The following is a 26,241-nucleotide window of genomic DNA, read 5'->3' as shown; positions in this document are numbered from 1 at the left end:
TCCAAAGAAAACCTTAAATTCTCCAATGCTCTGCAGTGGACAGGCCGGAAACCTCGGAACCTATGTTCGGAGTGTCCATGACGCAACCAAAGGAGCATTGGAAGAAAGCTTCACTTAGATTCTTTTCTGCTATTCAACAATTTCCTGCCACCTGCAAATACAAGTCCAAGAACGAGGATACCTCCACCAATCATTGCAAAGCCTGCCATGTCGGAACCTGAGGAACCTGCAGGAACCGTCTCTACCTGGATCTTAATGGTGTCAGAAATCTGGCTGTGTCCGTCACTGTCCTCATACTTGATCTCACTATTAATTGCATATGGTTTGGATACTGCTGCTTCATCCACTTTCAGCTTGAATGCCGCTTCAGAAGTCTCACCCGGTGAAAGAGATCCGATAAACGACTGGTCATCCGTAGTACTGAAAGGATCATCGGCACTTATCCTCACAGTTGCATCTTTAACAGCCTCTTCACCGACATTTTTGTAAACAACGTACAACAAACCTTCCTTACCGGCTTCAAGTTGACCGGTTACATTTACTATTTCGAAGTCCGCTTCCTCTTCAACGACAATAGAGATTTGCTGCATCTGCTGACCGACAGCATACCACAATCCGACATCCATATTAGTGATACCGAGATCGGTTTCATTGTCACCATCGACCTGCACGTTTTCCTGGTAACCATAGTACATCAGCAGGTCCAGAGGATATTCCCCTGCAGGGGCATTCTTTGACACTTCTATGTTGAATTTTACAGGATTGTCCAGCTGCTGGCCACTGGCAAGAGTACCTGCTTCCTGAGGACCTGATTTTACTCTTATATAGGGAGTGCTTGAATTCATCATTGCAACAATACCGATTGCAGTAGTCCTTTGCGCCTCATAACCCATTTCTGCCTGCTGCAATTTCTGCTCAAGATCAGTCAGGAAATCATCATCTTCCTCAGATTCAAAACCTGTAACGACGCCCTTATTCATAAGATCGACATTAATGGTTACCTCATCACCGCGGGAAAACTCATTATCCCCCACAAGTGTTGCCTGTACATCCGGACCACCGTATACTGTATAGTAGTTCTCATCAAAATTGAAAAAATCGGGGAGTTCCAGATCCATTGTAGTCATTTCCTGAGCATATGCCTGTGAAGCAAACAACATCAGGAAAAGCATTGAAGCGATCGGGACTAAACGGGCCATGTTTTTGATCATTTTCATATCTTTCCCTCTTCATTATTTTTAGTTTTGTTATTGCCATTATTTCTTAAATTATTTCTTATACTCTTGATTACCAGCACCAATCCCATAACCAGAATTCCGGCCAGTGCAAGCCCTGTAACGTTCATCTGCCTGACAGGCACCTTGAGATCAATATTAACCTTCATGTTATCTGAGAAAGCAATTTCCCCGTCTTCATCAGTATACCTGACCTCACTGTCGATACCATACATCTTTTCCACTGCACCGCCCTCGGCACTGATGGAATAAGAGACAGTTTTGCTCTCACCGGGCTGAAGAGTCCCCAGACTCTTTACGGAACTTTCCGTGCTCAGAGGTTTCATAACAATGATTCTTGCCACAGCATCGTTTGCAGGTAACTCCCCGGTATTGGTATATGTTACATCGATTACACTGCTCTGACCTGCGGTGAGTCCCCCCGAAACGTCACTTACCGTAAAATCCGATTCACTTTCCACGACAACCGGAATGCTCATAGTTGTATTGACATTTGTATAGTATGTTGCATGGTCTGTGGATAGTCCCAGTTGCGCAATCTCAGTAGTTGTCATTCGAACATCGCTCTGATACTCATAGTCTACAGGCAATTCCAGAAGATAAGTGCCTGCAGGCGCATTATCCGAAATGGTAACTGTAAATGTCAGGGAATTGTCCGGCAATTCTCCCGGAGCGATCTTGTCCAGTGTCTGGCTGCTGGTTGTCGGGTCCACTTCAATAAATTCAGTGCCTGAGATCAGACTTGCCTTTACCCCATAAGCTGTGGTTCTCTGTGACTCGTATTCCAGTTCTGTTAATGATAGCTGCTGAAGTGCTCTTGAGTCATCCACATCCTTAACGGACTTAGCACCATACAGGACGCCCCTGTTTGACAGGACAACATTTAACTGAGCGGTCTCACCTCTGCTGAATTCGGCGTCACCGAGCACTGATGCAAAAAGTGCTGGCTCCCCATAGGCATCGTAATAATTTTCGGTGTATTCATAGCCCGGAGGAATGTAGTCCTTTGCAACTGCTGATGGCATATACATGGCAAGCAAAGCTGCGACAAGGATACAGACAGATAAGGAAATGAAAAACATCTTTGTTTTAGTACTCTTTTTGATAGGGAGTTTCATGTAATATTTGCCTCCGGTATCTTTTCATTTGAATTAAGCGGAGAGTTCACCGCTCTTTCTTGCAATTTCTTTTTTTGTTTCCTGCTCTCACGACGCTTATCTAGAAGTACGATTACTGCAGGGAAGACGATAAACGTAGCTAGCAAGGCGAGTATCACATCTATAACTGTGATCATACCAAAGCTGCTTGTGATCATAAAAGGTGAAGCTATCAGTGCGGAAAAACCGAATACCGTAGTCAGACCCGAAGTAAATATTGCCTTTCCAATCTTTACACTGGCTTCCTGCATAGCCTCTTCAGGTGTTGCGCCCCTGTCCTTCTCCTCAAAGTACCTTTCCATCATAAGGACTGCATATTCGGAACCTACACCAAGGATAAGCGCACCCAGTGTTGCCGTCATCGGGTTATATTCCATTCCCGAATAGTACATGATACCACCTGACCAGCCAACAACCATTGCCATGGTTATGACAGGTGTCAGGGCCTTGAGGTAATCGCGGTAGATAACAAGAAGACCAAAGAAGACCAGCACGATACCAAACAGTGTCATTTGTGTCCTGCCGGATGTCAGGGCGGCTATCACTTCTACAAAGACCATTGAACCTCCGGTGATAGTTGCAGTAGTACCCGGCGGAGGAGCCATCCAGGCAATATCTTCCTCGACCACATCGCTCAGGGCTTCAATGCCCTCCAACCCAAGCTCACCCATGGCATTACCGATATTGAGATTAAGCATTGTCATGGAATTTCCATGCATGAATCTCTCTTTAGTAGTATCAGGTATCTGAGCATAAATTGCTTCTATATCTGCCTCATTGTCAGGAATGGTTCCCCCATTCAGGCTCTTAACCACATCGACAATGCTGCTGGAATCATATACATGACTCCTTCCATCCACTTCATGTTGGGCGAACTCATCCATCCATTCAAGCAATTCAGGATCAGCATTATCCTCGGTTTTTATGATAATGTTAAGCTCATCCTCACCACCCAGAATATCACTCATATGTTCCAAATTGATAAGTCCGGGCATATCCTGTGGTACAAAGGTTTGAGTGTCGGTACTTATCGGAACCATTGTATCCACGTAGATACCACCGAGGCAGAAGATACCTGCAACTCCAAGTATAATGAGAGGATGACGCATGGAAATGGTAGCTGTCTTTCCGATAACCCTGTCCAGAAGATCAGGATCTTTCTCAGGATCAGCCACAACTTTTTTCTTTGACACAGATTTGGGTTTCAGTTTCCTGATGAAACTGTTTTTTCCCAGTCTGTCAAGGCCATAAATGACTGTCACTCCTACAAAAAGGGAGGAAAGGAAGCACATAACTATACCTATCATCAGAAGTTTCCCGAAATCCTGTATCATAGGTACAGACGACGTGAAAAGAGAGAAGAAACCAAGAGCCGTTATTATCACTGCTATGAGAACTGCCGGACCGGTATGTTTGATAGTGTCTATAACTGCTTCTTCAGAAGACTCACCTTTTTCAAGTTCTTCTTCAATGCGGTTGTGGAACTGGATAGCATAATCTATCCCAAGACCAATCAACACGGGGAAAGCAGCCATCGAGACCATTGTCATGGGAATTCCCAGGAACCCCATTGCACCGAACGTGTAAATAATTCCGAGAAGAACAATTGGAAGAGGCAAAAGTCTCCAGCGCACATGCCTGAACACAAGATAGAGAACTATCACCATGAGCACAACAGAAAGCATTAGCAAAAGACTCATACTTGTCATCATTTGCTCATTCATATCGATGTTGAATGCGGGCTGTCCTGTCACAATCAGGTTATAGTCCGCAGGGAAGCCTGCCAGCTCTACAGACTTCTCGGTTTCCCTCAAAATGTCCTCCTGCGTTGCTTCAGAAGCTGACCCGGCAAATACCACGGACACTACTGCATGAGTTTCATCTGGCATAAAGACCTCAGGGACACTTGACTCAATAATACTATCAAGCACAGCCCTGTCATCGGGTATCTCACTCCTCCCTGTCATCTCATAGTTAGTTTCCTTAATGACAGATGACGCGGAAGTTACCTCCAGCACGTTCGGGATGTTCTCTGCGGATTGCTGCAGTCGATCCATTGCCTTTAGGACTTCAGGCTGGGTTACATCACTTCCCTCCACCATCACAACAATAGACTCGGTACTGAACAGGTTCATGAAAAGATGATCGTAGTCCTGGTAAAGTTTTGAATCCTTATCCACAAAGGTATCCGTACCTGATGCCATCTCTATCAGAGAGGCACCCTGAAAGGAGATAATCATCAACAATAATGCAATAATTATGATAGGGATGGAATTACCCTCAATGAAAATTCCAAGTTTTTCAAAATTGTTTTTTATGATAGACACTCCTTATTCATGATTTGATAAATAAAACCTTTCTTTGGTTGTTTTAATCGTAATATTCGTATTTAAGGATTTTACCCCGAAAACAACTGAACAGAGGTGAAAACAGAAAAACGAGAGGAAATGCGAGACTGTTTTGTACAAAAGCATGACTTTCATCTCTGCTAAGTAATGCCGAGAATCTTCAGATACTCCCTGACCATACACATTCCTTGCAAGTAAATTATAATTAAGACGGACCCGACTATTAATAGTCATGCAGGACAATTTATACACAATCTTATATTTAACTTTTTGGATATGTTGCCTGTTTTGGAGTCTATTGAAGTGTAATCAAAAGAATTAGAGACATCTCCGATAGAGATGCCTCATTTCTTGGGGTGGTTGGGTGGTGGTACAAACTACACGGCAAAAGCCTTGCCGTAGGTACACAATTAATAATCAGAGTATTAATACATAAACCTTTCCATATATCGCAATGTTTGAATGTACAGAATCCAATAAGACGAGAAATAGCAATCTGAATTGCAGTTTAAAACAGTAATGAGCTATTAATAGCCATACAAAGATTAGAAAAGATTTAAAGATTTTACTCCTAAAAAAACTACTTCCAAGTTTCGTGATATAGTTTTCCAGAACTGGTTTTGAATTTTGCTTTGCAAAACTTTTATCTAAAACATCTGCTTAGTTGTTTTAGATCAAGCAACATGAAGTCAACTCCAATAATAAGAGGAGAAATAAAAACATGGATAATGAGAGACTACTAAAAGACCTGGGACTTACAAAATATGAATCATCTGCCTATGCTACACTGATTAAAGAAGGAATTATAGGTGCACAGGAACTCTCACGCATATCAGGGATACCTGTAGGAAAAATATACGAAGTACTTTCAAACCTCAACAACATGGGCCTGGTTGAATCCCAGAAATCACGACCCAGAAAATACAGGGCTGTAAAACCCAAGGTTGCACTTAACAATCTGTATAATAAAAAAGAAGAGGAAACAAAACACGAGCTTGAAAAGTTCAAATTGAAGGTAGCGGAAATTGAGGAAAAGTTTGCAGATATCACCACTCCTGACCACACGGAGGTCAAATTCTGGTCTACCGTGCTTGGCTATGAAGATATAATGAGAAATATCAAAAACACCCTGGATGAAACCGAAAAAGAAATTCTTCAGGTTCACTCGGGAAAGAAAAAAGATCATATTAAACAGCATAAATGCTTTGATCCGACTGTGATTCTTCCACTTGTTGCCGACGAGTTCGCAGAAGTTGCAAAAAAAGGAGTAAATGTGAAGATGATAGTTCCGGGAGAATTAGCCTCTAATGCATTTAATATATTTAAGGAAAGGTTTGGGAGTATAGAAGACGATGCTACAAGAAAAAAAATTGCCCAACATTTAGAAATTAAAATTCTTGAATGTGACTACGAATTTGCTATTATTGACAATTACCTCACCTTTATTCCGATTCCTGACCCGCTTGAGCCCAACATCATTTTCGGCGAAGTTAAAATGTATGACAAGGATTATGCAAAGAAGCTAAAGACAAAATTCAACGAACTCTGGGCTAAAGGAGAAAAAACCAATTTTACATGAAAACAATCTGACGAAGCAGAAGTCAATTCCAACAAATAAAGAAAAAATAAGAAAAGGATAGCCAGTAAAGTAGCCATCCCGCGTAGAATTTTCTTCTTGCTATATATTTATCCTATACGTGACTCCACATACTTATTGTGTAGTTTCCTTTATTTCAACAAGAATATCCTTTCCGTCAGAGTCCACTGTCACTGTTGAACCTTCCGGTACTTTACCCGCAACAATGAGCTTGGCGATCTTAGTTTCCACTTCATGCTGAATAACCCTGTTAAGAGGTCTTGCACCGAAGGTTTCACTGTAGCCTGCCTTACCCAGATAAGTCTTTGCTGCGTCGGTAATCACAAGATGGATACGCTTCTCCTTCAGTCTTACCTCAAGATCCTTTACTTTCAGTTCGACTATCTGTGACAGCTCATCGGGCTTGAGTGCATGGAAAATAACGACCTCATCAATACGGTTAAGGAATTCCGGCCTGAAATACTTGCCAAGTTCCTCCATTGCCCGTATTTGGAGTTCAGGATAACTCAGTTCTTTTTTCGCCTGCGGTTCGGGATAACCTTGTTCCGGCCTGTAAGTACCGTTGCTTGCACCAAGCATCTCTGTCAGGTCACCTGCAAAGATGTTGGAGGTCATGATAATAAGGGTGTTCTTAAAGTCAACAGTACGACCCTTGGAGTCTGTCAGTCTTCCGTCATCCAGTATCTGAAGCATGATATTAAAGACATCAGGATGGGCCTTTTCAATCTCATCAAACAGTACAACAGAGTAAGGTCTTCTTCTTACCGCTTCTGTAAGCTGGCCTCCCTCCTCATGGCCAATATAACCCGGAGGAGCACCTATCATACGGGCTACGGTATGCTTTTCCATGTACTCGGACATGTCAATGCGCACCATGTTATCCTCGCTGTCAAAAAGCTCAGCTGCAAGTGCCTTGACAAGCTCAGTCTTACCGACACCGGTCGGACCCAGGAAGATGAAACTACCAATAGGTTTACGGGGGTCCTTTATGCCTGCATAGTTACGTATGACTGCATCCGCCACAGCCTCGACGGCCTCATCCTGGCCGATTATGTACTCGTGAAGATTCTCAGCAAAATGCACCAGCTTTTCACGCTGGCCTTCCATAAGCCTTGTTACCGGGATATGAGTCCATTCACTTACTACCTCTGCAACATCTTCCTCGCCTACTTCTTCATTGAGGAGCATATCAGCCTGAACATCCTTGAGTCGCTCTTCCTCCTCTGCATATTCACGTTGGAGAGGTATAAGAGTACCATATTTGAGCTTTGAAGCAAGTTCGAGATTGTTATCATTTTCGGCAAGGTCCAGCTGCACTTTGGTCTCCTCAATCTGTTGCTTGAGGGAACCGAGCTTTGAGATAGTCTCCTTCTCAGTATTCCATCTGGCCCTGAGGGCATCGGATTCAGCCCTGATATCCGCAAGCTCCTTTTCCAGCATTTCGAGCCTTTCCTTGGAAGCTTCGTCCTTTTCTTTTTTCAGGGCTTCACGTTCAATCTCTAGTTGCATGATCTTACGATCGGCTTCATCAAGTTCCGCAGGTTTACTGTCAATAGCAGTTCTTTTCTTCGCTGCTGCCTCATCCACAAGGTCAATGGCCTTGTCAGGAAGGAACCTGTCACTTATATAGCGATCACTCATAACAGCAGCTGCCACAAGAGCTGAGTCCTTCAGACGGACACCATGGTGTACCTCATATTTCTCCTTCAGTCCACGCAGTATGGATATGGTATCCTCAACAGTTGGCTCTTCCACAAGCACCGGGAGGAAACGACGTTCAAGAGCTGCATCTTTCTCGATATACTTGCGGTACTCGTCAACAGTAGTAGCACCTATACAGTGCAGTTCGCCACGGGCAAGCATGGGCTTTAGCAGGTTCCCTGCATCCATAGCACCTTCTGTTGCACCTGCACCAACAATAGTATGAATTTCATCAATGAACAGAATTATCTGACCCTCTGAATCTGCAACTTCTTTCAGGACAGCCTTCAGCCGTTCCTCGAACTCACCGCGGAACTTGGCACCAGCAACCAGTGCACCCATATCCAGAGCAATAATCCTTTTGTCTTTCATGGCCTCTGGGACATCCCTTTTTGCCACACGCTGGGCAAGCCCCTCAACAATAGCAGTTTTACCCACACCGGCCTCACCTATGAGCACAGGGTTGTTCTTTCTGCGGCGTGACAGTATCTCCACTGAATGCCTGATCTCCTGATCCCTGCCTATCACAGGATCAAGTTTTCCCTGGGAAGCAAGTTCTGTGAAATCAATACCGTACTTCTTGAGTGGTTCCATAGTTTCTTCAGGATTTTCCGAGGTAACTCTTCTGTTGCCCCTAATCTGTTTGATCGCCTGTTTGAGGCGGTCCTTTGTCACACCCTCACTGGCAAGTATCCTGCTGCTTTCGCAGCTCCTCTCATCAATAATAGCCAACAATAGATGCTCAACACTGACGTACTCGTCCTGCATCTTATTGGCTTCCCTCATGGCTGTGTCAAGTACCCTCCGCAGGGTCTGGGTCATGTAAACCTGCTCACCACCGGGGCCGGATACCTGTGGCAGCCCTTCAAGATAAAGTTCGACTTTTTGGATGACATCTCCCACAGATACATCCATGTTCTGGAGCAGGGTTGGTACAAGACCCCCATTCTGCTCGAGCAATGCAAGGAAAAGATGTTCACAGTCAATCTGCTGATTCCTGTATCTTGCAGCAATAGTCGTAGAGCCCTGGATTGCCTCCTGGGCTTTTTGTGTAAAATTATTTAGATCCATATTCTAACCTACCACGATTATACGAAGACTTACCCCTCTGTAATTTTGGTCAAGGAACTATTAATTCTTTTTTAATACCCTACTGCATAAACATAAAGCAATGATCCAGTACTGATTCTAATACTTTCGACCCCACTTTACCATTCAGGACCTCATATGCTACTCCCATATGCTATGAGTTTTCGAGAATGCTTATTTTCTTCACCAGCTATACACATTGAACTGATACTAATATTAAATACGGACAAAACCTCCTATTTTATAGAATAAATGAAAAAGAAAGCGATCATATTATGATCGCTGGCGTCTGATCGTCTTTCTCATCGTCAAAATCAGTCACAAGTGCTTCTGTGGTCAGAACCATGCCTGCAATGGATGCAGCATTCTGAAGTCCGCTCCTTACAACTTTTGTGGGGTCGATGACACCTGCCTCAAAGAGATCCTCGAAAGCATCGGTTTTTGCATTGTAGCCATATTGCTCATTGCCCTCAGTCCTTATTTTCGCCACTACCTCTGCACCCTCACGACCTGCATTAATGGCAATCTGCCTCACAGGTTCTTCAAGCGCACGCTTTACGATGTTCAGGCCGATATTCCGGTCTCCCTGAAGCTCCATATTTTCAAGCACTGACACTGCATGGAAGAGTGTCACACCGCCTCCTGCGATAACTCCTTCCTCTACTGCAGCCTTTGTGGCATTGAGTGCATCGTCGATCCTCATCTTCTTTTCTTTCACCTCGGTCTCTGTTGCCGCACCCACTTTGATCACGGCTACACCGCCACCGAGTTTTGCAAGACGTTTCTTGAGTTCCTTCTTCTTAAACTCTGCTTCTGTCATCTCGACCTGAGATTCGATAAGGTCCATTCTCTTTTCAATTTCTGCCTTGTCACCCTTGCCTTCTACTACAGTGGTCTTGTTCTTGTCAATATTGACTTTGCGGGCGTGTCCAAGCATGTCCTCGGTGAACTCCTCGAGTTTCATACCTCTGTCCTCGCTGATCACCTGACCACCAGTGAGTATTGCAATATCCTCCAGCATTTCCTTTTGCTCGTCTCCGAAACCAGGTGCCTTTACCGCACATACCTTAAGGGAACCACGGATGATGTTAAGTATCAATGCTGCCTCTGCATCGCCTTCAATGTCCTGGGCGATCATAACAAGAGGCCTTCCTTCCTTTGCCACCTTCTCCAGTACAGGGATGATCTGGTTCATGGTGCTGATCTTCCTGTCAGTAATAAGCAGGTATGGGTCCTCGAACTCACAGGTCATCTTCTCATGGTCAGTTGCCATATATGGAGACACAAAGCCGCGCTCGAATTGCATACCTTCCACGACCTCAAGGGAGGTTTCCATGGTCTTGGAGTTCTCGACTGTGATAACACCATTGTAGCCTACCCTCTCCATTGCATCCGCGATGAGATTACCGATCTCCTCATCATTGTTTGCTGAAATAGTAGCTACCTGGATAATCTTGTGCTTGTCCTTGACATCCCTGCTCTTATCCTTCAGGTGCGCAACAACCTCTTCAGTTGCCTTCTCAATACCCCTTTTAACCTCAATGGGGTTTGCACCTGATGTGATATTCCTTAATCCTTCGGTAATAATAGACTGTGCAAGCAGGGTTGCAGTTGTTGTTCCGTCACCTGTGTTGTCCTGGGTCTTTGAAGCAACTTCCTTGACCAGCTTTGCACCCATATTCTCGAACTTGTCCACAAGCTCGATCTCTTTTGCAATTGTCACACCGTCATTGGTGACTACCGGACTGTTTGCCTTATCAAGTACCACATTACGGCCCTTTGGACCCAGTGTTATCTTAACGGTATTGGCTACCTTGTCAACCCCACTCAATAAAGCTTTGCGCGCATCAACGTCAAACATAATCTGTTTAGCCATCTTGATTACCTCTTATTTGCAGTATAATTGGTTATTTTTTATTCTTCCACTGCAGCTAAAATATCTTTGAAATCGATGAACAGGTGTTTTTCCCCGTCAACATCTATCTCATCACTCTTGTAGCCCCCGTAGATCACATGATCTCCGGCTTTAAGTGGAAGTGCCTTGCCATCCTCAAAAGTACCCACTCCAACAACGATACCTTCTTTTTTCTCTTCCTGTGCAGAGTCAGGAATGAATATACCACTTTCTGTGGTCTCTGCCTTTTTGACAGCTTTTATTAACACTCTTTCTCCGATTGGCCTTATAATCATACAAATCATCCTCTGGATTTTGCCCGGCAACACACCGGATCACAGACAACTATATCGTTAAACGAACATATAAACTTTTTGTACAAAATCTGGTTTTTTGCACTTTTATCGACATCATTTCGATAAATAATGCAAACATTTATATGCAATCCAAAAGATAGACACAAATCATGTCACAGCAGATATTACTTATCAAACTGGAAAAACCGCGGGAAAAAAAACTGGACCAGGATATCCACTGGCTGTGCAATAGTTTTGGATTGTCATCTGGAAGAGATACTGAAAACCTTGCTACAAAGATCGTTATTGACCTGCTGGAACAGATTTCCGATAATGAAGAGAAAGTGTCATCAGAAAAGATAGCAGAAAGCCTGGAAATTAACCCTTCAAGAGTCAATCACCATGTACGCAATCTCATCAACTCAGGACTGCTTTACAGGGAAAGGAGAAAACTCTGCTTGCGGGGAGGAAGTCTCAAGGCCGCAGTCCAGGAAATGAGAAAAGACTCCGAGCGCATGTTCAATGAGCTCGAAGAGATTGCCGAAGAGATCGATCGCCAGATGGGATTGAAGAACCGGTAAGCAACTGCAGCTATGAAAATTTATTCTTCGATTTTATCATTTATCATGAACCCAGAAATCACCATCTATTGTGAATTCTTTTTTCCATATAGGCACTTCTTCCTTTAATCTTTCAAGAGAATCTATCAGGGTCTTGAAAAGCTCTTTCCTGTGACCTGCAGCAACAACTATGTAGACTATGTCCTCACCCGCTTTGATCAGACCCGTCCTGTGATGCATAAGGACGTCTATAATACCCTCTCTTTGCTTCATTTCAGTGCATATTCTCTCCATTGCACTCTCGGCAACATCAGAATATTTCTCAAATTCAAGGGCCTTTGTATGAGTATCACCAGTGACCTGACGAACGATACCCGTAAAGGTAGCAATGCCACCTGAAAACTTTATATCAGGATTGCTTTTGATTTTCTTTACAAGGAAGCCCAAAGTTACCCAATCTTCCTGTTTAAGAACGAGGTTCACTAGTTCCCCGATGTTCCAGTCATCCTTTTCGGGAAGTTTTGCTACCACATTACTTAGATCTTCTTTCTCTCCTGCATCTCCCAGGACAATCTTTGGCAACTCGCTACTCTTTGCACCTTCCACGATGGCAAAGTCCATACCCATATCAGCCAGGGAATCAAGTGCTTCCTCAAGAGTAGGGTTCCGCTTGATGGTTACAAGCTCATTTTCGGTTATTGCAACAACACCAGCAGCTCCTGCTTCGAAATGTTTTCCCGTGTCAGTATATTCAGGATTGAAGCGGTGATGGAACATCATCTTGACAGTACCCACCGATCCTTTTTCAGAAAGTGCTTCTACAAGACGAGTGACCAACGTCGTCTTACCGGTTTTCTTGTAGCCTGCAACACAAATAACTTTCATAAAAATGGGTTATGCTTATTCATTCTATAAGTATACGACGAGCATTTTAGTCAGAATTAAATTGTAGCATGAAGAAAATTATATTAGCATTCTTCGAATAATTTATAAATGTAAAAATTGTTCTAAGCCACATGAGTGAATATAAAATATGTATCCGTGCAATGCCCGAAGATGAGCGTCCCAGGGAAAGATTGCTTAAATTCGGACCGGAAGCACTTTCAAATGCGGAACTTCTGGCCATCATATTGCGTACAGGATCGCGGAAAGAGAATGTGATCAACATGTGCAGCCGTATTTTCTCTGAGTACAGTCTTAAGCAATTGAGCCAGGCAAACATAAAACAACTGATGCAGATTCATGGTATCGGTGCCGCAAAGGCTGCACAGATAGCAGCAGTCTTCGAGCTTGCCCGCAAACTGGAAGGGTTCACGGATAAACCAAAGCGTAAGATCAGAAATCCTGCAGACGTGTACTCATTGCTCTACCCGAAAATGAGAGAGCAGAAAAAAGAAAAACTTGTGGCATTGTTTCTTGATACAAAGAATCAGGTAATTCGGGATGAAGTAATCTCAATCGGCACCCTGAATGCGAATATCGTGCATCCCAGAGAAGTATTCAAAGCAGCACTCATGGAGTCATGTGCCTCTGTCATACTCTCACATAATCATCCTTCAGGAGATCCCACACCGAGCATAGAAGACATTACAGTGACAGAGAAATTAGTAGAGGGTGGGAAATTACTGGGCATAGATGTACTGGATCATGTCGTTATAGGAGATGGTGGGTATGTGAGTCTTAAGGACGAAGGATACGTGAAATGAAGGAAACGACAGTCACGGATGATAATCCTGTGACTGAATTTATGTTGATAACACTTTGATATCAGCAAATCACATCATACGACAACCATCCACTACAATGGTTTCTCCGCTGACATAATCTCCAAGATCAGAACTCAAAAACAGTATCACTTTTGCAACATCCTCCGGAGTACCAATTCTTCCGAGAGCAATATTGGACAGCATTTTTTCCCGGACTTCAGTCTTGACATCTTTTATAAGGTCAGTCTCAATAAGACCGGGTGCTACAGCGTTCACTGTTATCCCGTACATCCCCATTTCCTTTGCCACGGATCTTGTAAATCCAAGAACTGCAGCTTTGCTCGCAGAATACACAGCCAGCCCGGCATCCCCATCAATCCCTGCTGTAGACGACAGGTTGATAATCCTCCCATGTCCCTGTTTTCTCATCATGTTCGCTGCATGCCTAGTGCACAGGAACATTCCTTTCAGATTAATACCCAGGGTATGATCGAACAATTCTGTGTTTGAGAGCAAAAAAAGACTGTTTTTCATAATTCCGGCATTATTAACCAGCACATCGAGCTTTGAATGTTTCTCCTTTATGTCTTTGAACATCAACCTCACATCATCTTCGGATGAGACATCGGCTTTAATCATTGAAGCATGAAACCCCTTTTTGTGAATCATATCCACAAGTTCGGCTGCCTGATCCTTACTTTTATTGTAGTTGATGATCACATGTGCATTGTTCTCTGCTGCCAGCAGGGCGGTAGCTCTCCCGATCCCCCTGCTTGCCCCGGTTACCAGCACAACTTTGCCCGAAAGCATTTTCAGTTGTCACCATTCAGGGAAAATACCGGTGCGACAGCACGTATATACTCAGTACTATCCTTGACATTGGCAATATGCTTATGAGCTTTGGTTATTTTCTCTTCAGACAAACCGGTGTTCTCCCTGATAATATCCAAAGGCAGTTGGTGCTCCTGGGAATAAAGTAATTGATCCATTATCTGGATGGGCATACGCCAGTAGAAGTCCTGGTCAGAGGTGTAATGACTCCATGTATCAGCGCTTGGAGGCCTCTGTATTATTTCCTCGTTGACATTGAGATAATTTGCCAGAGCATAGACCTGAGTCTTATAGCAATCCGCCAGAGGCTCAATATCTACGCCACCATCCCCATATTTAACGAATTGGCCCAGAACCATTTCGGTCTTATTGGTCGTACCACAGACAGCATAGTTCATTTTCTCAGCTTGCATATACTGAATTATCATCCTAGACCTTTGTTTGACATTTTGTAGCCCGATCAGTTCCAGATAATCGCTTGCTTTCAGCCTGTGCTGTGAAACCACTTCATCATCCTTAACCAGTTTTATGTAAGGAACAGTTACTAATCCCTGATCCAGAAAATCAGGCAGTACAAGTGATGTTTTATGAATCTCCGGATCATATTCCGGACAGGTTCGCTTTATGACCTCTTCCTTTTTCTCATATATATCAAGAGATTCCAGAATGGGAGATATAGGCATCTCCTCATATGGCACATCCAGGCTTTCACACATTTCTGCTCCAAGAGCCCTGCTGGAAGGAGCGGATTCTTTCTCAGGGAGAAGTAGACCATACACATTTTCCTTCCCCAGTTCCTGCACGGCAAGTGTAAGGGTCACTGCTGAATCAACACCTCCCGATACTCCCAAAAGCACTCCTTTCTTCTTGAAATCAACAACATTCTGTTTTATGAATCCCCTGAGATCCATAGATAATTTCTCTGTGTTTTTGTTAAGTTCTTCCAAAATTTGCATTACATTACTCCCCTAAATTTATTCCACTTTTAAGTTCAGTCTATTCGCAGCATCCAATATCATAGGCTGAGATAATTCCTGATTGAGTTTCTTCAATCCTTCTTCCCGGGACATATCACCGCTTCGGACAATTCCTGCTATGTCAAAAGCGTAAGCATGTATCCCATATTTTTGCAGATGATTGTAACAGGCAAATGAGTTCAATGTACAATTGGTCGAATTACTGTCATTGATGCCGGGAGGATTCCAGCCAAGTTCAACCAGTTTCTCCATAATCCTGCCTTCATTGTAATCCCACAGGCACAAAGGATGAATGATCTTCGGAGCAGTATTGTCTATGTTTTCAACTACTTCCTTTTTCATGATGAATAACTCATCCTTATCGTCAACACCAATATCCTGAAGCTGTTTCTCAAAAAGATCCCGTGACCAATTTATAAAACTGGAAGACAGATCAACAATTGGATTAGGGGTTTGCCCAGGTGTAAATGCAAACACGATAAAAGGTGCTTTGTGAACAACTGACATTTCGATAAGTTTCTGCTTTATGATGCCAATACAGGTATTGCATATGTCACTGGCCCTGTATTTGGCAACCTTGGGAAACATATCATAGGACTGGGCAGCCTTGCGAAATGTATCGTACAGTATCTCATCATCCATGGTCAGTTTGAAATAGTCAGATCCTGAAATCTCACACATCTTCTTTGCATTCTCAATTGCATTATCAGATATGAAGCCGTTATCGAACTGAACAGCCAGTACATTCAGGAAAGGATATTTCTTTTTGAGCTCATATAGAGTGTAAGAAGAATCTTTGCCACCGGAAAGAGCAAAAATCGCGTCATATTTCCCTTTGCCGCTTTCTTCTTGAAGTAACGTTTCCATCCGGGTAAGATAGCCATACTTTTCATCTGGAGAAAGAGGTTTATATGTCTCACAAAACTGACACATTCCGCTATCTTCATTAATACTTATACCTGGAATGTCCGAGTCCAGAATACATTTTTTACATACTGTTCTTGACATTTTGGTAACCTTCTATAATAGATCGATTTGATATTTTCCCGTTCTCGCTCAATGGTAACTGATCGATGCATAGTACTTCTAAAGGACATAGGTAACCAGGCAGATTCTCTCTGCAGAATGAAAAAATGGAATCTACATCCGTACCGCTACCGGGCATAACCATGAGACTTATTGCATTTCCCAGAAGTTCGTGGGAAACCGGAACAACAAAAACCCCGGAAACATCATTGTTGTCCTTTATATATTTTTCAAGTTCTCTTGGATTAACACGGTGATCACCTATCTTAATAATATCATCTTTGCGCCCCAATAATCTGAAATAGCCATTGGGTAACTTCTGCGCAAGATCTCCTGTGTACATCCAGCCGTTTATGATCTTTTTCTCCGTGGCAAACTCATCATCCAGATAACCCAGCATGATATTGTCACCCCTGGCAACCAGTTCACCTCTGTTATCCGGTTCAACCGACCGGCCACCTGAATCGAATACGTCCAGTGTAACACCGGGGATAGCTTTTCCTATCGTATCAACGAACTCGTCAACATCCTCCGAAGGCAGGTAGGCAAGCCTGGCAGTAGCTTCGGTCTGACCATACATTGGCATTACCCTGACATCAGGATTGGAATTTTTTAAATTCTCCACAATAGTAGCATCAATAGCCCCACCTGCCGTCGCAGCAAGCCTTATGTTCGTGAAAGCATCCCTGAACTTTTCCGGATATCTCAATAGCAGACGATAGGTACTTGGGACACCATAAAACATGGATATCCCGGATTCCATCATACTGAAAACAGAGCCCATAAAATTCATGGACCCCAAACATATGGAGCCTCCGGCCACCAAATGAGAATTGATTATGGAATTACCATAAGCATGGTGCGGAGATATTACCATTGCAGCTTTATCTGCAGGCGATATTCCGAGTATGTTTATTATAGACTCCGCATTTGCGACCATGTTCCTGTCACTTAACATAACACCTTTTGGGGTGCCAGTCGTACCGGAAGTATATAGTACCAGTCGAAGATGCGGATTGTTGTTTTCTTTTATAACCTCTTTTCGTAAAATATTTACGGAGTTATCTTCAGAAACAATTATCACTGTTCCAAAACGATCGAAAAAAGCCTCACTGAGCCTTGAATACTGCGCATCTGTCACGATAATGTTATTGATATTGGCAGTATCAAGAATTCTTTCCAGACTGAACATTGCCAGTTCAATTGGCAAGGGTATTGCAATGTTATCCGACTTATAAACGGCCATAAGCATTTCTATATACTGTATGCCAGGTTCTGCCAGAACAGCAAATCTGCAATTCCCAAATTCCATCATTGGTGAGGCAATTCTTTTTATTTCCTCATCAAGACAATCGTAGGAAATAGTGTTTTTGCCTTCTTCTAAAGCAATTTGATGAGGGTTTTTTATTGCATTTTCTGCTATAAAGGAATCGATTCTCATGATCTCTCTTTTTTCAGCTTGACGATCAGATCGGTAATTCCCTGCAATGAGTCTAAATTATCCGGAGTTAACATATCCTCCGGGATTTCTATCGAATATCTCTCACTTATGTGATCAAGAAGTCCTAGCAAACCAATTGAATCTATGATCCCGGCCTTCGTGAGAGAGTCATGGTCAGTAAACTGAGTGTCACTATCCATGAAAGATTGGCCTTTTAAAAAGTCAATTATATCTTCCCTTATTTGTTCCATGTGCTATACGCACCCCCTTTTGAGATAGAGTATACTACTCATACAACTGTTAAGTTATACAGACAGATCTACTCCCGGAACAGTCAATGTGTTTACTAATATATAAGAATTATCGGAGCATAGAGAAATAATTGTTCTTTGCAATTATATTATGGATACCATATACATCAGAATGAATACGCTGGCAGATTTTGAACCGTCCACGTCAGAAATTTTACCGAGCTACCACATCACTCAGGAATTATTTTCTCGAAATAGTTTATACTAACAGTATACTTGCCTGAACTGGTTACAACAGCAAGCAGATATCTGTTGTTTATAAAATAACCAGAATAAAAAATGTCGTTGGTGTCCAATGATTTACCGAGATATGAAATGATATTCCTGTTCGAATACTTGCAATACGCTTCTTTCAAAGTCCATGTTGTTAGTAAATTGAGATCGGTTGCATATCTGCCATCATATGAGGTTTCTGTTTTTAGGTATTTTGAAGCTTTTTTAAGAGACAGAGACCTCCTTATCTCAGCATCAATACCTACCTCTGTTTTTGAGATGGCCAGGAAAGACATATTTTCAGTATATGAAATACAGATATTCAGTTCATCATGGTTGCGGACATGGAGTCGTCCGTATTTGTCTTTGTAAAGAGATACATCAAAAACAGACTGCTTATCAAGGAGAATACACAGGATGTGTTTCAGGACAAAACGAGAAACTTTGAATCTTTTCCTGAAGTATTCGGTTTTCAAGCTTTCCAGATGCTCTTTTTCAACGTCTTCAAGATGACCGGCATCCAATGTGCTATAATCCTTAAGGTCTGCTATAAAGACAAGAATATCATTCTGTTTCCATAAATGTGATACATGCTCCAGGGAAACATGAGATGATACGTTCAAAGTTACTAATTCCATTATATTCTCTTAGTTCTTTGGAATAACTTGAATATAAAAAGTAATGTTTGAATCAGAAAAGTGTCGGAATACTGGATTATTCAGTCCTTTTCATTACTATGAGAAACTGTTTTCATAATTAACTCATTTTTAAAGTATAAATACTACTTCTTACAATTACTGTTTGGGGAAGAGAGATAGAGTTCGGGAAACTCTGTTCTCAATAGTGGAAGCTTGTTGACCACACAGTCATCACAAACAATTAACGAAAGGAATAGAGATTACTATCGCAAGGCTCCAATGCATTGTTCTCTCTGCGTATAATCATTTGTGCATGGAGATATTCCAGAAAAATGTGGTTCAAACATAGCTGCATAGAGAAGAATTAAATGTAGTCAGGAATAAATTCATAGTTGGTGGGGAATTTAATATTAGAGATTGTATATTGTCAATTGACTTGAGAAAAGCCAGGAAAATTAATTTTGGACCTTGTCCGGTGTATTCTGAATCTGTAAAAAGTATAGAGGCTGCTTGTTACTGATATTCACCTTTGAATTATATGCTGAGAATTCTACTCGAATTAGTAATAAATAGGTGTCTCTATTGAAAAGTAAAATCTATTTTAAGCCCGGTTTTTTGAATTCATTTCCTCGGAAATATTGGTGTATAAATGACTTTTATAGAATACAATATCGGAATATGTTCATGGTGCTTTGATGAAATCCAATGATTATCTTTATCGAAAAATCAGGTCATCAATGGGAACAGCCAAACTGGAAGAACAGGACTTTGCTTCCCTGATCAGGGCAATAGTAGGTCGTTTTTTCCAGATGTTTGCTTCATACCTGCCCATGACTCCGAGCATGAGGGTAAAATGCCAGAGAATCAGGGGAGTTAATATTGGAGAAAATGTGTTTGTTGGCTTTGAAGTTTATATGGATCCCGTGCATCCGCAAATGATAACCATAGAAGACGATGTCGCAATTAGCGGAAGAAATTCAATTTTAGTCCATACTTCTCCTCCTTCATATTTCAGGGAGTCTCATCCCCGAATGTCAAAACTCTTTGCAAAAACATCACCGGTAACAATAAAAAGAGGAGCCTGGATCGCTATAGATGTTGTAATACTACCCGGAGTCACCATTGGAGAAAACTCAATCGTTACAGCTGGATCGGTTGTAAGTAAAGACATTCCTCCAAATTGTATTGCACGAGGCAATCCGGCTGAAGTAGTACTTCGATTAGACAAATAAGCCAATTTCAAAGTTATAAATACTATTTCACATAATAATACTGTGGGGACTAAAGGGAGAAGTTCCCGGGATAATGCTTGGGATTTAACAGCTGAATAATGCCTGATAATGGCATTAAACTGAATCATACTGACAGATCAAGGAACTTAAAGGGGGATGTTCCGAAGATGATACTGAATATTGTTAAGTTGGATAGAATGGAGTGGAAAAATGAGTGGGAATCCAAAGAGCTCCTGTCGGAGACTCTGAAAAGTATTGTTGGAAAGGGAGGACTGGGATGAAGATTGCAATCATCCTTGGAACCCGCCCTGAGATAATTAAGATGAGCCCACTCATCAGGGAATGCGAGAAACTTGGTATTGACTATTATATACTGCACACAGGCCAGCATTACAGTTTCGAGATGGATAAAGTCTTCTTTGATGATTTGAAGCTACCTGTACCGAAATATAATCTTGATGTAGGCTCAGGTTTACATGGTGAACAAACTGCAAAGATGATCTCAGGTATCGAGGAGATACTAATTCATGATACTCCCGATGTGGTACTTGTCCAGGGTGATACCAACACCGTACTTGCCGGAGCACTTGCAGCATCCAAGATGCATATTAAAGTAGGCCATGTGGAAGCCGGCCTGAGAAGCTTTGACCGGAACATGCCTGAAGAGATAAACAGGGTCATTGCAGATCATATTTCTGACTACTTGTTTGCACCTACTGAAAACTCAAAGAAGTATCTTCTTGATGAAGGAATTCCCGGGAAAAAAATCTTTGTCACAGGCAATACTGTCGTTGATGCTGTTTATCAGAACCTGGAAATCTCAAAGCAGACCAGAAAAACCCTGTCCAGTTTAAACCTTAAAAATGGCGAATATTTCCTGACAACTGTTCACAGGGCGGAGAATACGGATAAAAAAGAACGCCTTTCAAGCATACTCAAAGGATTTGAACAAATATACCAGGCATTTAAGCTGCCGATCATTTTCCCTGCTCATCCGAGAACTGTAAAGATGACAAACGAATTCGGCCTGGAAATCCCCGAAGGTACAAAAGTGATTGATCCTGTCGGATATTTGGACTTCCTGCAGCTTGAAGGTAGTGCAAAGCTGATACTCACTGACAGCGGAGGTTTGCAGGAAGAAGGATGTATCCTCGGTGTACCCTGCATTACTCTAAGGGACAATACTGAAAGACCTGAAACGGTTGACGTGGGAGCTAATACCATAGCCGGAGTTAATGGCAATATAGCACAGCTTGCAAAGAAAATGACAGCTTCCGGAGTAAAATGGGATAATCCCTATGGCAATGGAAACACGGCTGCACTGACAATTAACAAAATCCTTGCTTGACAAATATACAGATATAAGATACAGTAGCTGGTACTATGACTAAATTATGTGTTCTGGGATTGGGCTATATCGGCCTCCCGACTGCACTCCTGTTTGCAAACAACGGAATCGATGTTGTTGGAGTGGACATCAACGAAAGAGTTGTGAATACCCTTAAAGAATGCAGGATGCCTTTTGAAGAAAAAGGATTCCAGGAACTTCTGGATGGGGCATATGAGAAGAAAAGCTTCAAGGCAAGCACAAAAATTGAGGATGCTGACATTTTTCTTGTAGCCGTTCCCACTCCATTTGACGCGGAACTCCGCATGGCGGACCTGAAATATGTAGTCTCAGCCTGCGAGATGATAGCTCCGCACCTGAAGAAAGACAATCTTGTGATTGTTGAATCCACTATTCCCCCAAAGACATGTGAAAAAAGGGTCAAAAGAATACTGGAAAAATCCAAGTTGAAAGCGTCCCAGGACTTTTACATCTCACACTGTCCGGAACGTGCCATCCCTGGAAATACTCTTCACGAAATGGTCAATAACGACAGGGTTATCGGAGGGCTTGATGAAACAGCCACTGAGCTCACACGAGACCTATATTCCAGCTTTGTCAAAGGTAACCTGTATCTTACAACCAGTACTTCGGCAGAAATGATCAAGCTCATGGAGAACACCTACCGTGATGTGAATATTGCCCTTGCAAACGAGCTTTCGATGCTGGCGGAAGAATATAGCATTAACATCTGGGAAGCTATAGATATCGCAAATAAACACCCCAGGGTTGACATCCACAGACCCGGGCCCGGAGTAGGCGGACATTGCATAGCCATAGATCCCTGGTTCCTCACTGAAAACGTAAATGACAGTAGCCTGATAACATTAGCCCGTAACATAAATGATTCAATGCCCATCCATGTTTTGAAAAAGGTAAAGGAACTTGTCAACGGTATCGAAAATCCTGTAATCACCGTGTTTGGCGTGGCTTATAAAGGAGATATAGCTGATACCAGGGCAACCCCTGCACTGAAATTCATCAAGCTGGCTGAGAAGGAAGGATACACAGTTAAAATCTATGATCCTTTCGTGAAAGACTTCGATTATCCAATCCTGAGTCTGGAAGAGGCTGTGGATGGAAGCGATTGTATAGTAGTGTTAACGGACCACTCGGAGTTTCGGGAAATGGAACCTGATATATTATATCATACGATGAAAAATCCGAATGTTGTGGATTCAAAGAATATCCTGTCAGTTCAGGAAAGAAGTAATTCAAAACTAATTTGATTTGAATGGGTGACATTTGATGTTAATTCAAGATTATTCTTTAAAGTTGAGTTCTCAAACTGATTTAATGACCTACCATCCTATTTCCAGAAGAAATGGCCTGAGTTCTTCCTTTTCAATGTTTCCTATTATTCTAAATACATTGTTTTAGAGATAGGTAAACGGGTGGTGCATACTCTGCAAATATATTGTTGCAGATGAAAATTATGGGATTGGGATATTTATTTTCAAATATCAAAATCTGAAATTTCTATGCTACGATCACAGAAAATAAAGATGAAACTATTGATTTGATGGGGAAGTATTCTGGTGATTAACTATAATGAGTTTGATTTTACACTTGACAAGTTCCAAGAGCTATGCTTTTCATTAGAAAAAAATGACTATTCTTCGATTACACTGGCTGAATACATGAAGGAAGACATGTTGCCTGAAAAATACATAATGATGCGGCATGATATTGACAGGAATCCCTCAAAGGCAGTGGAAACTGCAAAAATTGAGCAGGAATTCGACATAAAAGCAACTTACTATTTTAGAACAGTTAATGATAACCTGTTTTGTCCGGAAATTATAACCGAAATTAGTGATATGGGGCACGAAGTCGGATATCATTATGAGGTTCTAAATGAGTGTAATGGAAATCACGAAGATGCAGTAAAACTTTTCAAACGCAATTTGAAGAAATTTGAAGATTTATGCGATGTTAAAACTGTCTGTATGCACGGGCAACCTTTGTCGAAATATGATAATCGGGATATATGGAAAAAGTACGATTACAAAGACTTTGGAATTCTCGGGGAAGCTTACTTGTCAGTTGATGAGTCTATCAATTATTTATGTGATACCGGCAGGAGCTGGAATTTTGATCACTGTTTGAGAGACTTTATTCCCAATAAAACAGAAAATATTCGCATTCATTCGACTGATGATCTTATTGGATTGGTCGAAAGAGGCGATGTCAACAATTTCTATCTTTTGACTCATCCGGAAAGATGGTCATCAAACAGTTTTGAATGGCTATTTTTTTACTCAAAAGACATAGCAGTTAATATGGGAAAGAAATTTTTGCGGATGGCAAGGACATGGTAGAAATCACGGAAAATGCTACGGAAAAAGCATGGCATAAATTCTTACATGTATGCAATGATGCAACTATTTACCATACTCCCGAATGGAAAAAGTTCCTGGAAAAAACGTTTAATTATGAATCAAAATATCTGTTTGCAAAGGACGAATGTGGGAACATTGTAGGATTATTGGCCTTATTCTATGTCAGAAGTAAATTTGTGGGTAATAAGCTTTGCACAATGCCATTTTCCCATAGCAGTAGCTATATAGGTTCGGAAAATACGAAAAAACTTCTGCTGGATGAGGGAATAAAACTGTGTCACAAATTAAATGCAGGTTATTTTGAAATAAGAGACAAAGTAAACCATGAAAAATTCCAGTTTCAAAATTCATTTTGCATACATACAATTGAACTATCTTCGAATACTAACGAAATCTGGAGAAAAATCAGCAGAGGTGCCAGGAATTCGACTAAAAAACCAATAAAGCACGGTGTTGATGTTTATTCTACAAGGAAAGTTGAAGATTTAAAAGATTTTTATGAGTTAAACCGCATTACTAAAAAAAAGATTGGCGTTCCATGTCATCCGTGGAAATTTTTTAAAAATATGTTTGAATTGCTAAGTGAATATGTTAATCTTTATATTGTAAAATATAAGAATAAAACAATTGCAGGAGGAGTTTTTGAATATTTTAAAGACACCGTTACTTTCGGGTATGCAGCTCACAACCCCAGTTATCTGAAATTGCGTCCTAATAATTTGTTAGTCTGGAAAAGTATTGAAGATGCCTGTGTAAATAATTTTAAGAATTACAGCTTTGGGCGTACATCATACGACAACAAAGGACTGATGGCTTTCAAAGAAAGATGGGGAGCTGTAGAGACTGAATTATATTATAGCTACTATCCGAAAATTCCAAATTCATTAATAGCTGACCGTGGCAAAATTCAATATAGAGTGGGAACAAAAATTTTCAGGGATATGCCCGCCAGCGTTTACAAACCATGTAGTGATATGCTTTTTCGACACTTATATTAAAAATTTATAACTCAAAAATATTAGAGGATAAATGACTGATAATAACAAATCTGACAGGGAAAAAAAGCACAATATTTGCATGATCGCATACAGATCTTTACCTAAAAGTATTAACAGGATTAAAATAGCCAGTTCCTTGCAAAGTAATGGATATGATGTGGATTTTATAGGCCTGAAAGAAGGAGATCAACCTAAAGAAGAGAAGGTAAACGGCATAAACATCATAAAAGTAGCAAACGAATTAAAAACAAACAATTTTTTCATAGTCTCTATGAATCATTTAATATTCAGTATTAATGCTTTTTTTAGAATTTGCCTGATGTACAGATCAAAAAAATACTCTTTTTTCCATGTACATAATCCACCGGATTACCTGATCTTAATAGCCATTCCCTTTAAACTGGTTTTTGGCTCAAAAATCATTCTGGACTTACATGATATGTTTCCAGAAGCTGTGGAAAGTAATTTGCAATTCAAAGGAAATGGAGTCCTAGTGCGGGTAGCAAAAGCAATTGAAAGATTTGCAATTAGTTTTTCAGATGCAATCATAGCTACAAATTCCTACGATAAGCAGATTATTTCAGCCAGGAATAACTTTGATCCGGACAAAATATTTGTTGTGATGAACACGCCAAACTTAAAACAATACCCTATAGAAACCGCAATGAAAAAAGATTTCGGGTATGATAATAAATTCATCGTCCTGTTTGAAGGAACTATATGGAAAAGAAGAGGAATTCAAACTATAATAGATTCCGTTGATCTGTTAAAAGATACAATTCCGATTCACTTAATGATTGTTGGCGACGGTCCGTCCATACAATATTTGAAGGATATTGTAGCTGAAAAAGATCTCGGTAATTTTATCAAATTTACCGGCTGGGTTGACATAAAAGATCTCTCAAGATACATTTCAATATCAGATGTTTGCGTAATTCCCTTCTTAAAAACAAAAGTCAATGAAAGAGGAGTACCGAATAAACTATTTGAGTATACCATCCATGAAAAACCAGTTATTGCATCCAGGTTGAAGGGAATGGCTTTAACTTTTTCTGACAAGGAAATACTGTTTTTCGAACCGGGAAACCCGGACGACTTGGCAAAAAAAATACTCTGGTGTTTTGAGAATCCGGAAGAAACCGGGAAGATGACCACTAGCTCCAAGCAAAGATATGAAGAAGACTATTCATGGGACAAAATGGAAAATTCATTACACAAATGCTATGGAAGTGCGAACTGAACGCACTTTCTTCTATTGCTTG

The 26,241-nt window shown here is 41.4% G+C and carries 22 protein-coding genes; 9 read left to right on the top strand and 13 right to left on the bottom strand.

Annotation, left to right across the window (positions count from 1 at the left end):
- Positions 1-110: 110 nt before the first annotated feature.
- The 3 genes from V7O62_RS13705 to V7O62_RS13695 are packed head-to-tail and all read right to left on the bottom strand — an operon-like array spanning position 111 to position 4,710.
- A complete protein-coding gene (locus V7O62_RS13705) occupies positions 111-1,217 on the bottom strand; it encodes a COG1361 S-layer family protein (protein ID WP_406656900.1) in 1,107 nt (368 codons plus the stop codon).
- Entirely contained in the window at positions 1,214-2,353 is a 1,140-nt protein-coding gene (locus V7O62_RS13700) for a COG1361 S-layer family protein (RefSeq protein WP_406656899.1), read from the bottom strand. Before V7O62_RS13700 ends, V7O62_RS13705 begins: the two co-directional genes overlap by 4 nt.
- On the bottom strand, positions 2,350-4,710 hold the full coding sequence (locus tag V7O62_RS13695) for a hydrophobe/amphiphile efflux-3 (HAE3) family transporter (protein ID WP_406658307.1): 2,361 nt from the start codon (positions 4,708-4,710) through the stop codon (positions 2,350-2,352). The genes V7O62_RS13700 and V7O62_RS13695 overlap by 4 nt, the downstream gene beginning before the upstream one ends.
- 751 nt (positions 4,711-5,461) lie before the next feature.
- On the opposite strand from V7O62_RS13695, the gene V7O62_RS13690 reads away from it, so the two are divergent.
- Positions 5,462-6,319, top strand: a complete 858-nt coding sequence (locus V7O62_RS13690) for a TrmB family transcriptional regulator (RefSeq protein WP_406656898.1) — start codon at positions 5,462-5,464, stop codon at positions 6,317-6,319.
- Positions 6,320-6,451: 132 nt separating this feature from the next.
- Here the strand turns inward: V7O62_RS13690 and clpB are convergent, their stop codons facing one another.
- The 3 genes from clpB to groES form a co-directional block, all read right to left on the bottom strand.
- Entirely contained in the window at positions 6,452-9,109 is a 2,658-nt protein-coding gene (clpB, locus tag V7O62_RS13685) for an ATP-dependent chaperone ClpB (protein ID WP_406656897.1), read from the bottom strand.
- A 286-nt stretch (positions 9,110-9,395) separates the two neighbouring features.
- Positions 9,396-11,003: a chaperonin GroEL gene (groL, locus tag V7O62_RS13680; protein WP_406656896.1), complete on the bottom strand. Its 1,608-nt coding sequence runs from the start codon at positions 11,001-11,003 to the stop codon at positions 9,396-9,398.
- 38 nt (positions 11,004-11,041) lie between these two features.
- The gene (groES, locus tag V7O62_RS13675; RefSeq protein ID WP_406656895.1) at positions 11,042-11,317 is read right to left on the bottom strand and encodes a co-chaperone GroES; all 276 of its coding nucleotides are present in this window, start codon (positions 11,315-11,317) and stop codon (positions 11,042-11,044) included.
- Positions 11,318-11,487: 170 nt separating this feature from the next.
- Here groES and V7O62_RS13670 point away from each other — a divergent pair, with 170 nt between their 5' ends.
- Positions 11,488-11,898: a winged helix-turn-helix transcriptional regulator gene (locus V7O62_RS13670; RefSeq protein ID WP_406656894.1), complete on the top strand. Its 411-nt coding sequence runs from the start codon at positions 11,488-11,490 to the stop codon at positions 11,896-11,898.
- A 36-nt stretch (positions 11,899-11,934) separates the two neighbouring features.
- Here the strand turns inward: V7O62_RS13670 and V7O62_RS13665 are convergent, their stop codons facing one another.
- Positions 11,935-12,762, bottom strand: coding sequence for a molybdopterin synthase (locus tag V7O62_RS13665; RefSeq protein ID WP_406656893.1), 828 nt, complete (start codon positions 12,760-12,762; stop codon positions 11,935-11,937).
- Positions 12,763-12,893: 131 nt separating this feature from the next.
- Between V7O62_RS13665 and radC the strand changes: the two genes are divergently transcribed.
- Positions 12,894-13,583 (top strand): DNA repair protein RadC, encoded by a 690-nt coding sequence (radC, locus tag V7O62_RS13660; protein WP_406656892.1) that lies wholly within the window; start codon positions 12,894-12,896, stop codon positions 13,581-13,583.
- A gap of 69 nt (positions 13,584-13,652) precedes the next feature.
- Here radC and V7O62_RS13655 read toward each other — a convergent pair whose 3' ends face one another.
- The 6 genes from V7O62_RS13655 to V7O62_RS13630 all read right to left on the bottom strand — a co-directional run bounded on the left by V7O62_RS13655 (position 13,653) and on the right by V7O62_RS13630 (position 19,020).
- The gene (locus V7O62_RS13655; protein ID WP_406656891.1) at positions 13,653-14,393 is read right to left on the bottom strand and encodes a 3-oxoacyl-ACP reductase family protein; all 741 of its coding nucleotides are present in this window, start codon (positions 14,391-14,393) and stop codon (positions 13,653-13,655) included.
- 2 nt (positions 14,394-14,395) lie between these two features.
- Complete coding sequence (gene nadE, locus V7O62_RS13650) at positions 14,396-15,370, bottom strand: NAD(+) synthase (protein WP_406656890.1); 975 nt, start codon at positions 15,368-15,370, stop codon at positions 14,396-14,398.
- 18 nt (positions 15,371-15,388) lie between these two features.
- Complete coding sequence (locus V7O62_RS13645; protein ID WP_406656889.1) at positions 15,389-16,399, bottom strand: hypothetical protein; 1,011 nt, start codon at positions 16,397-16,399, stop codon at positions 15,389-15,391.
- Positions 16,380-17,858, bottom strand: a complete 1,479-nt coding sequence (locus tag V7O62_RS13640; protein ID WP_406656888.1) for a class I adenylate-forming enzyme family protein — start codon at positions 17,856-17,858, stop codon at positions 16,380-16,382. The genes V7O62_RS13645 and V7O62_RS13640 overlap by 20 nt, the downstream gene beginning before the upstream one ends.
- Positions 17,855-18,109 carry an acyl carrier protein gene (locus tag V7O62_RS13635; RefSeq protein WP_406656887.1) on the bottom strand — a complete coding sequence of 85 codons (255 nt, stop codon included), beginning with the start codon at positions 18,107-18,109 and terminating at the stop codon, positions 17,855-17,857. The genes V7O62_RS13640 and V7O62_RS13635 overlap by 4 nt, the downstream gene beginning before the upstream one ends.
- Positions 18,110-18,339: 230 nt before the next feature.
- Positions 18,340-19,020: a 4'-phosphopantetheinyl transferase family protein gene (locus V7O62_RS13630; protein WP_406656886.1), complete on the bottom strand. Its 681-nt coding sequence runs from the start codon at positions 19,018-19,020 to the stop codon at positions 18,340-18,342.
- A 695-nt stretch (positions 19,021-19,715) separates the two neighbouring features.
- Here V7O62_RS13630 and V7O62_RS13625 point away from each other — a divergent pair.
- The 6 genes from V7O62_RS13625 to V7O62_RS13600 all read left to right on the top strand — a co-directional run bounded on the left by V7O62_RS13625 (position 19,716) and on the right by V7O62_RS13600 (position 26,219).
- Positions 19,716-20,252 carry an acyltransferase gene (locus V7O62_RS13625; RefSeq protein ID WP_406656885.1) on the top strand — a complete coding sequence of 179 codons (537 nt, stop codon included), beginning with the start codon at positions 19,716-19,718 and terminating at the stop codon, positions 20,250-20,252.
- 277 nt (positions 20,253-20,529) lie between these two features.
- Positions 20,530-21,600: a non-hydrolyzing UDP-N-acetylglucosamine 2-epimerase gene (wecB, locus tag V7O62_RS13620; protein ID WP_406656884.1), complete on the top strand. Its 1,071-nt coding sequence runs from the start codon at positions 20,530-20,532 to the stop codon at positions 21,598-21,600.
- A 35-nt stretch (positions 21,601-21,635) separates the two neighbouring features.
- Positions 21,636-22,868, top strand: coding sequence for a nucleotide sugar dehydrogenase (locus V7O62_RS13615; protein WP_406656883.1), 1,233 nt, complete (start codon positions 21,636-21,638; stop codon positions 22,866-22,868).
- Between the two features lie 423 nt (positions 22,869-23,291).
- Positions 23,292-23,960 carry a hypothetical protein gene (locus V7O62_RS13610; protein WP_406656882.1) on the top strand — a complete coding sequence of 223 codons (669 nt, stop codon included), beginning with the start codon at positions 23,292-23,294 and terminating at the stop codon, positions 23,958-23,960.
- Entirely contained in the window at positions 23,954-24,979 is a 1,026-nt protein-coding gene (locus tag V7O62_RS13605; protein ID WP_406656881.1) for a lipid II:glycine glycyltransferase FemX, read from the top strand. The genes V7O62_RS13610 and V7O62_RS13605 overlap by 7 nt, the downstream gene beginning before the upstream one ends.
- Positions 24,980-25,010: 31 nt before the next feature.
- Entirely contained in the window at positions 25,011-26,219 is a 1,209-nt protein-coding gene (locus V7O62_RS13600) for a glycosyltransferase family 4 protein (protein WP_406656880.1), read from the top strand.
- Positions 26,220-26,241: the final 22 nt, after the last annotated feature.

Source organism: Methanolobus sp. ZRKC2 (assembly GCF_045291185.1).
In the GTDB taxonomy this organism is placed as follows: domain Archaea; phylum Halobacteriota; class Methanosarcinia; order Methanosarcinales; family Methanosarcinaceae; genus Methanolobus.
The sequence above is the reverse complement of the archived record's forward strand: the minus strand, read 5'-3'. Positions and strand labels throughout refer to the sequence as shown.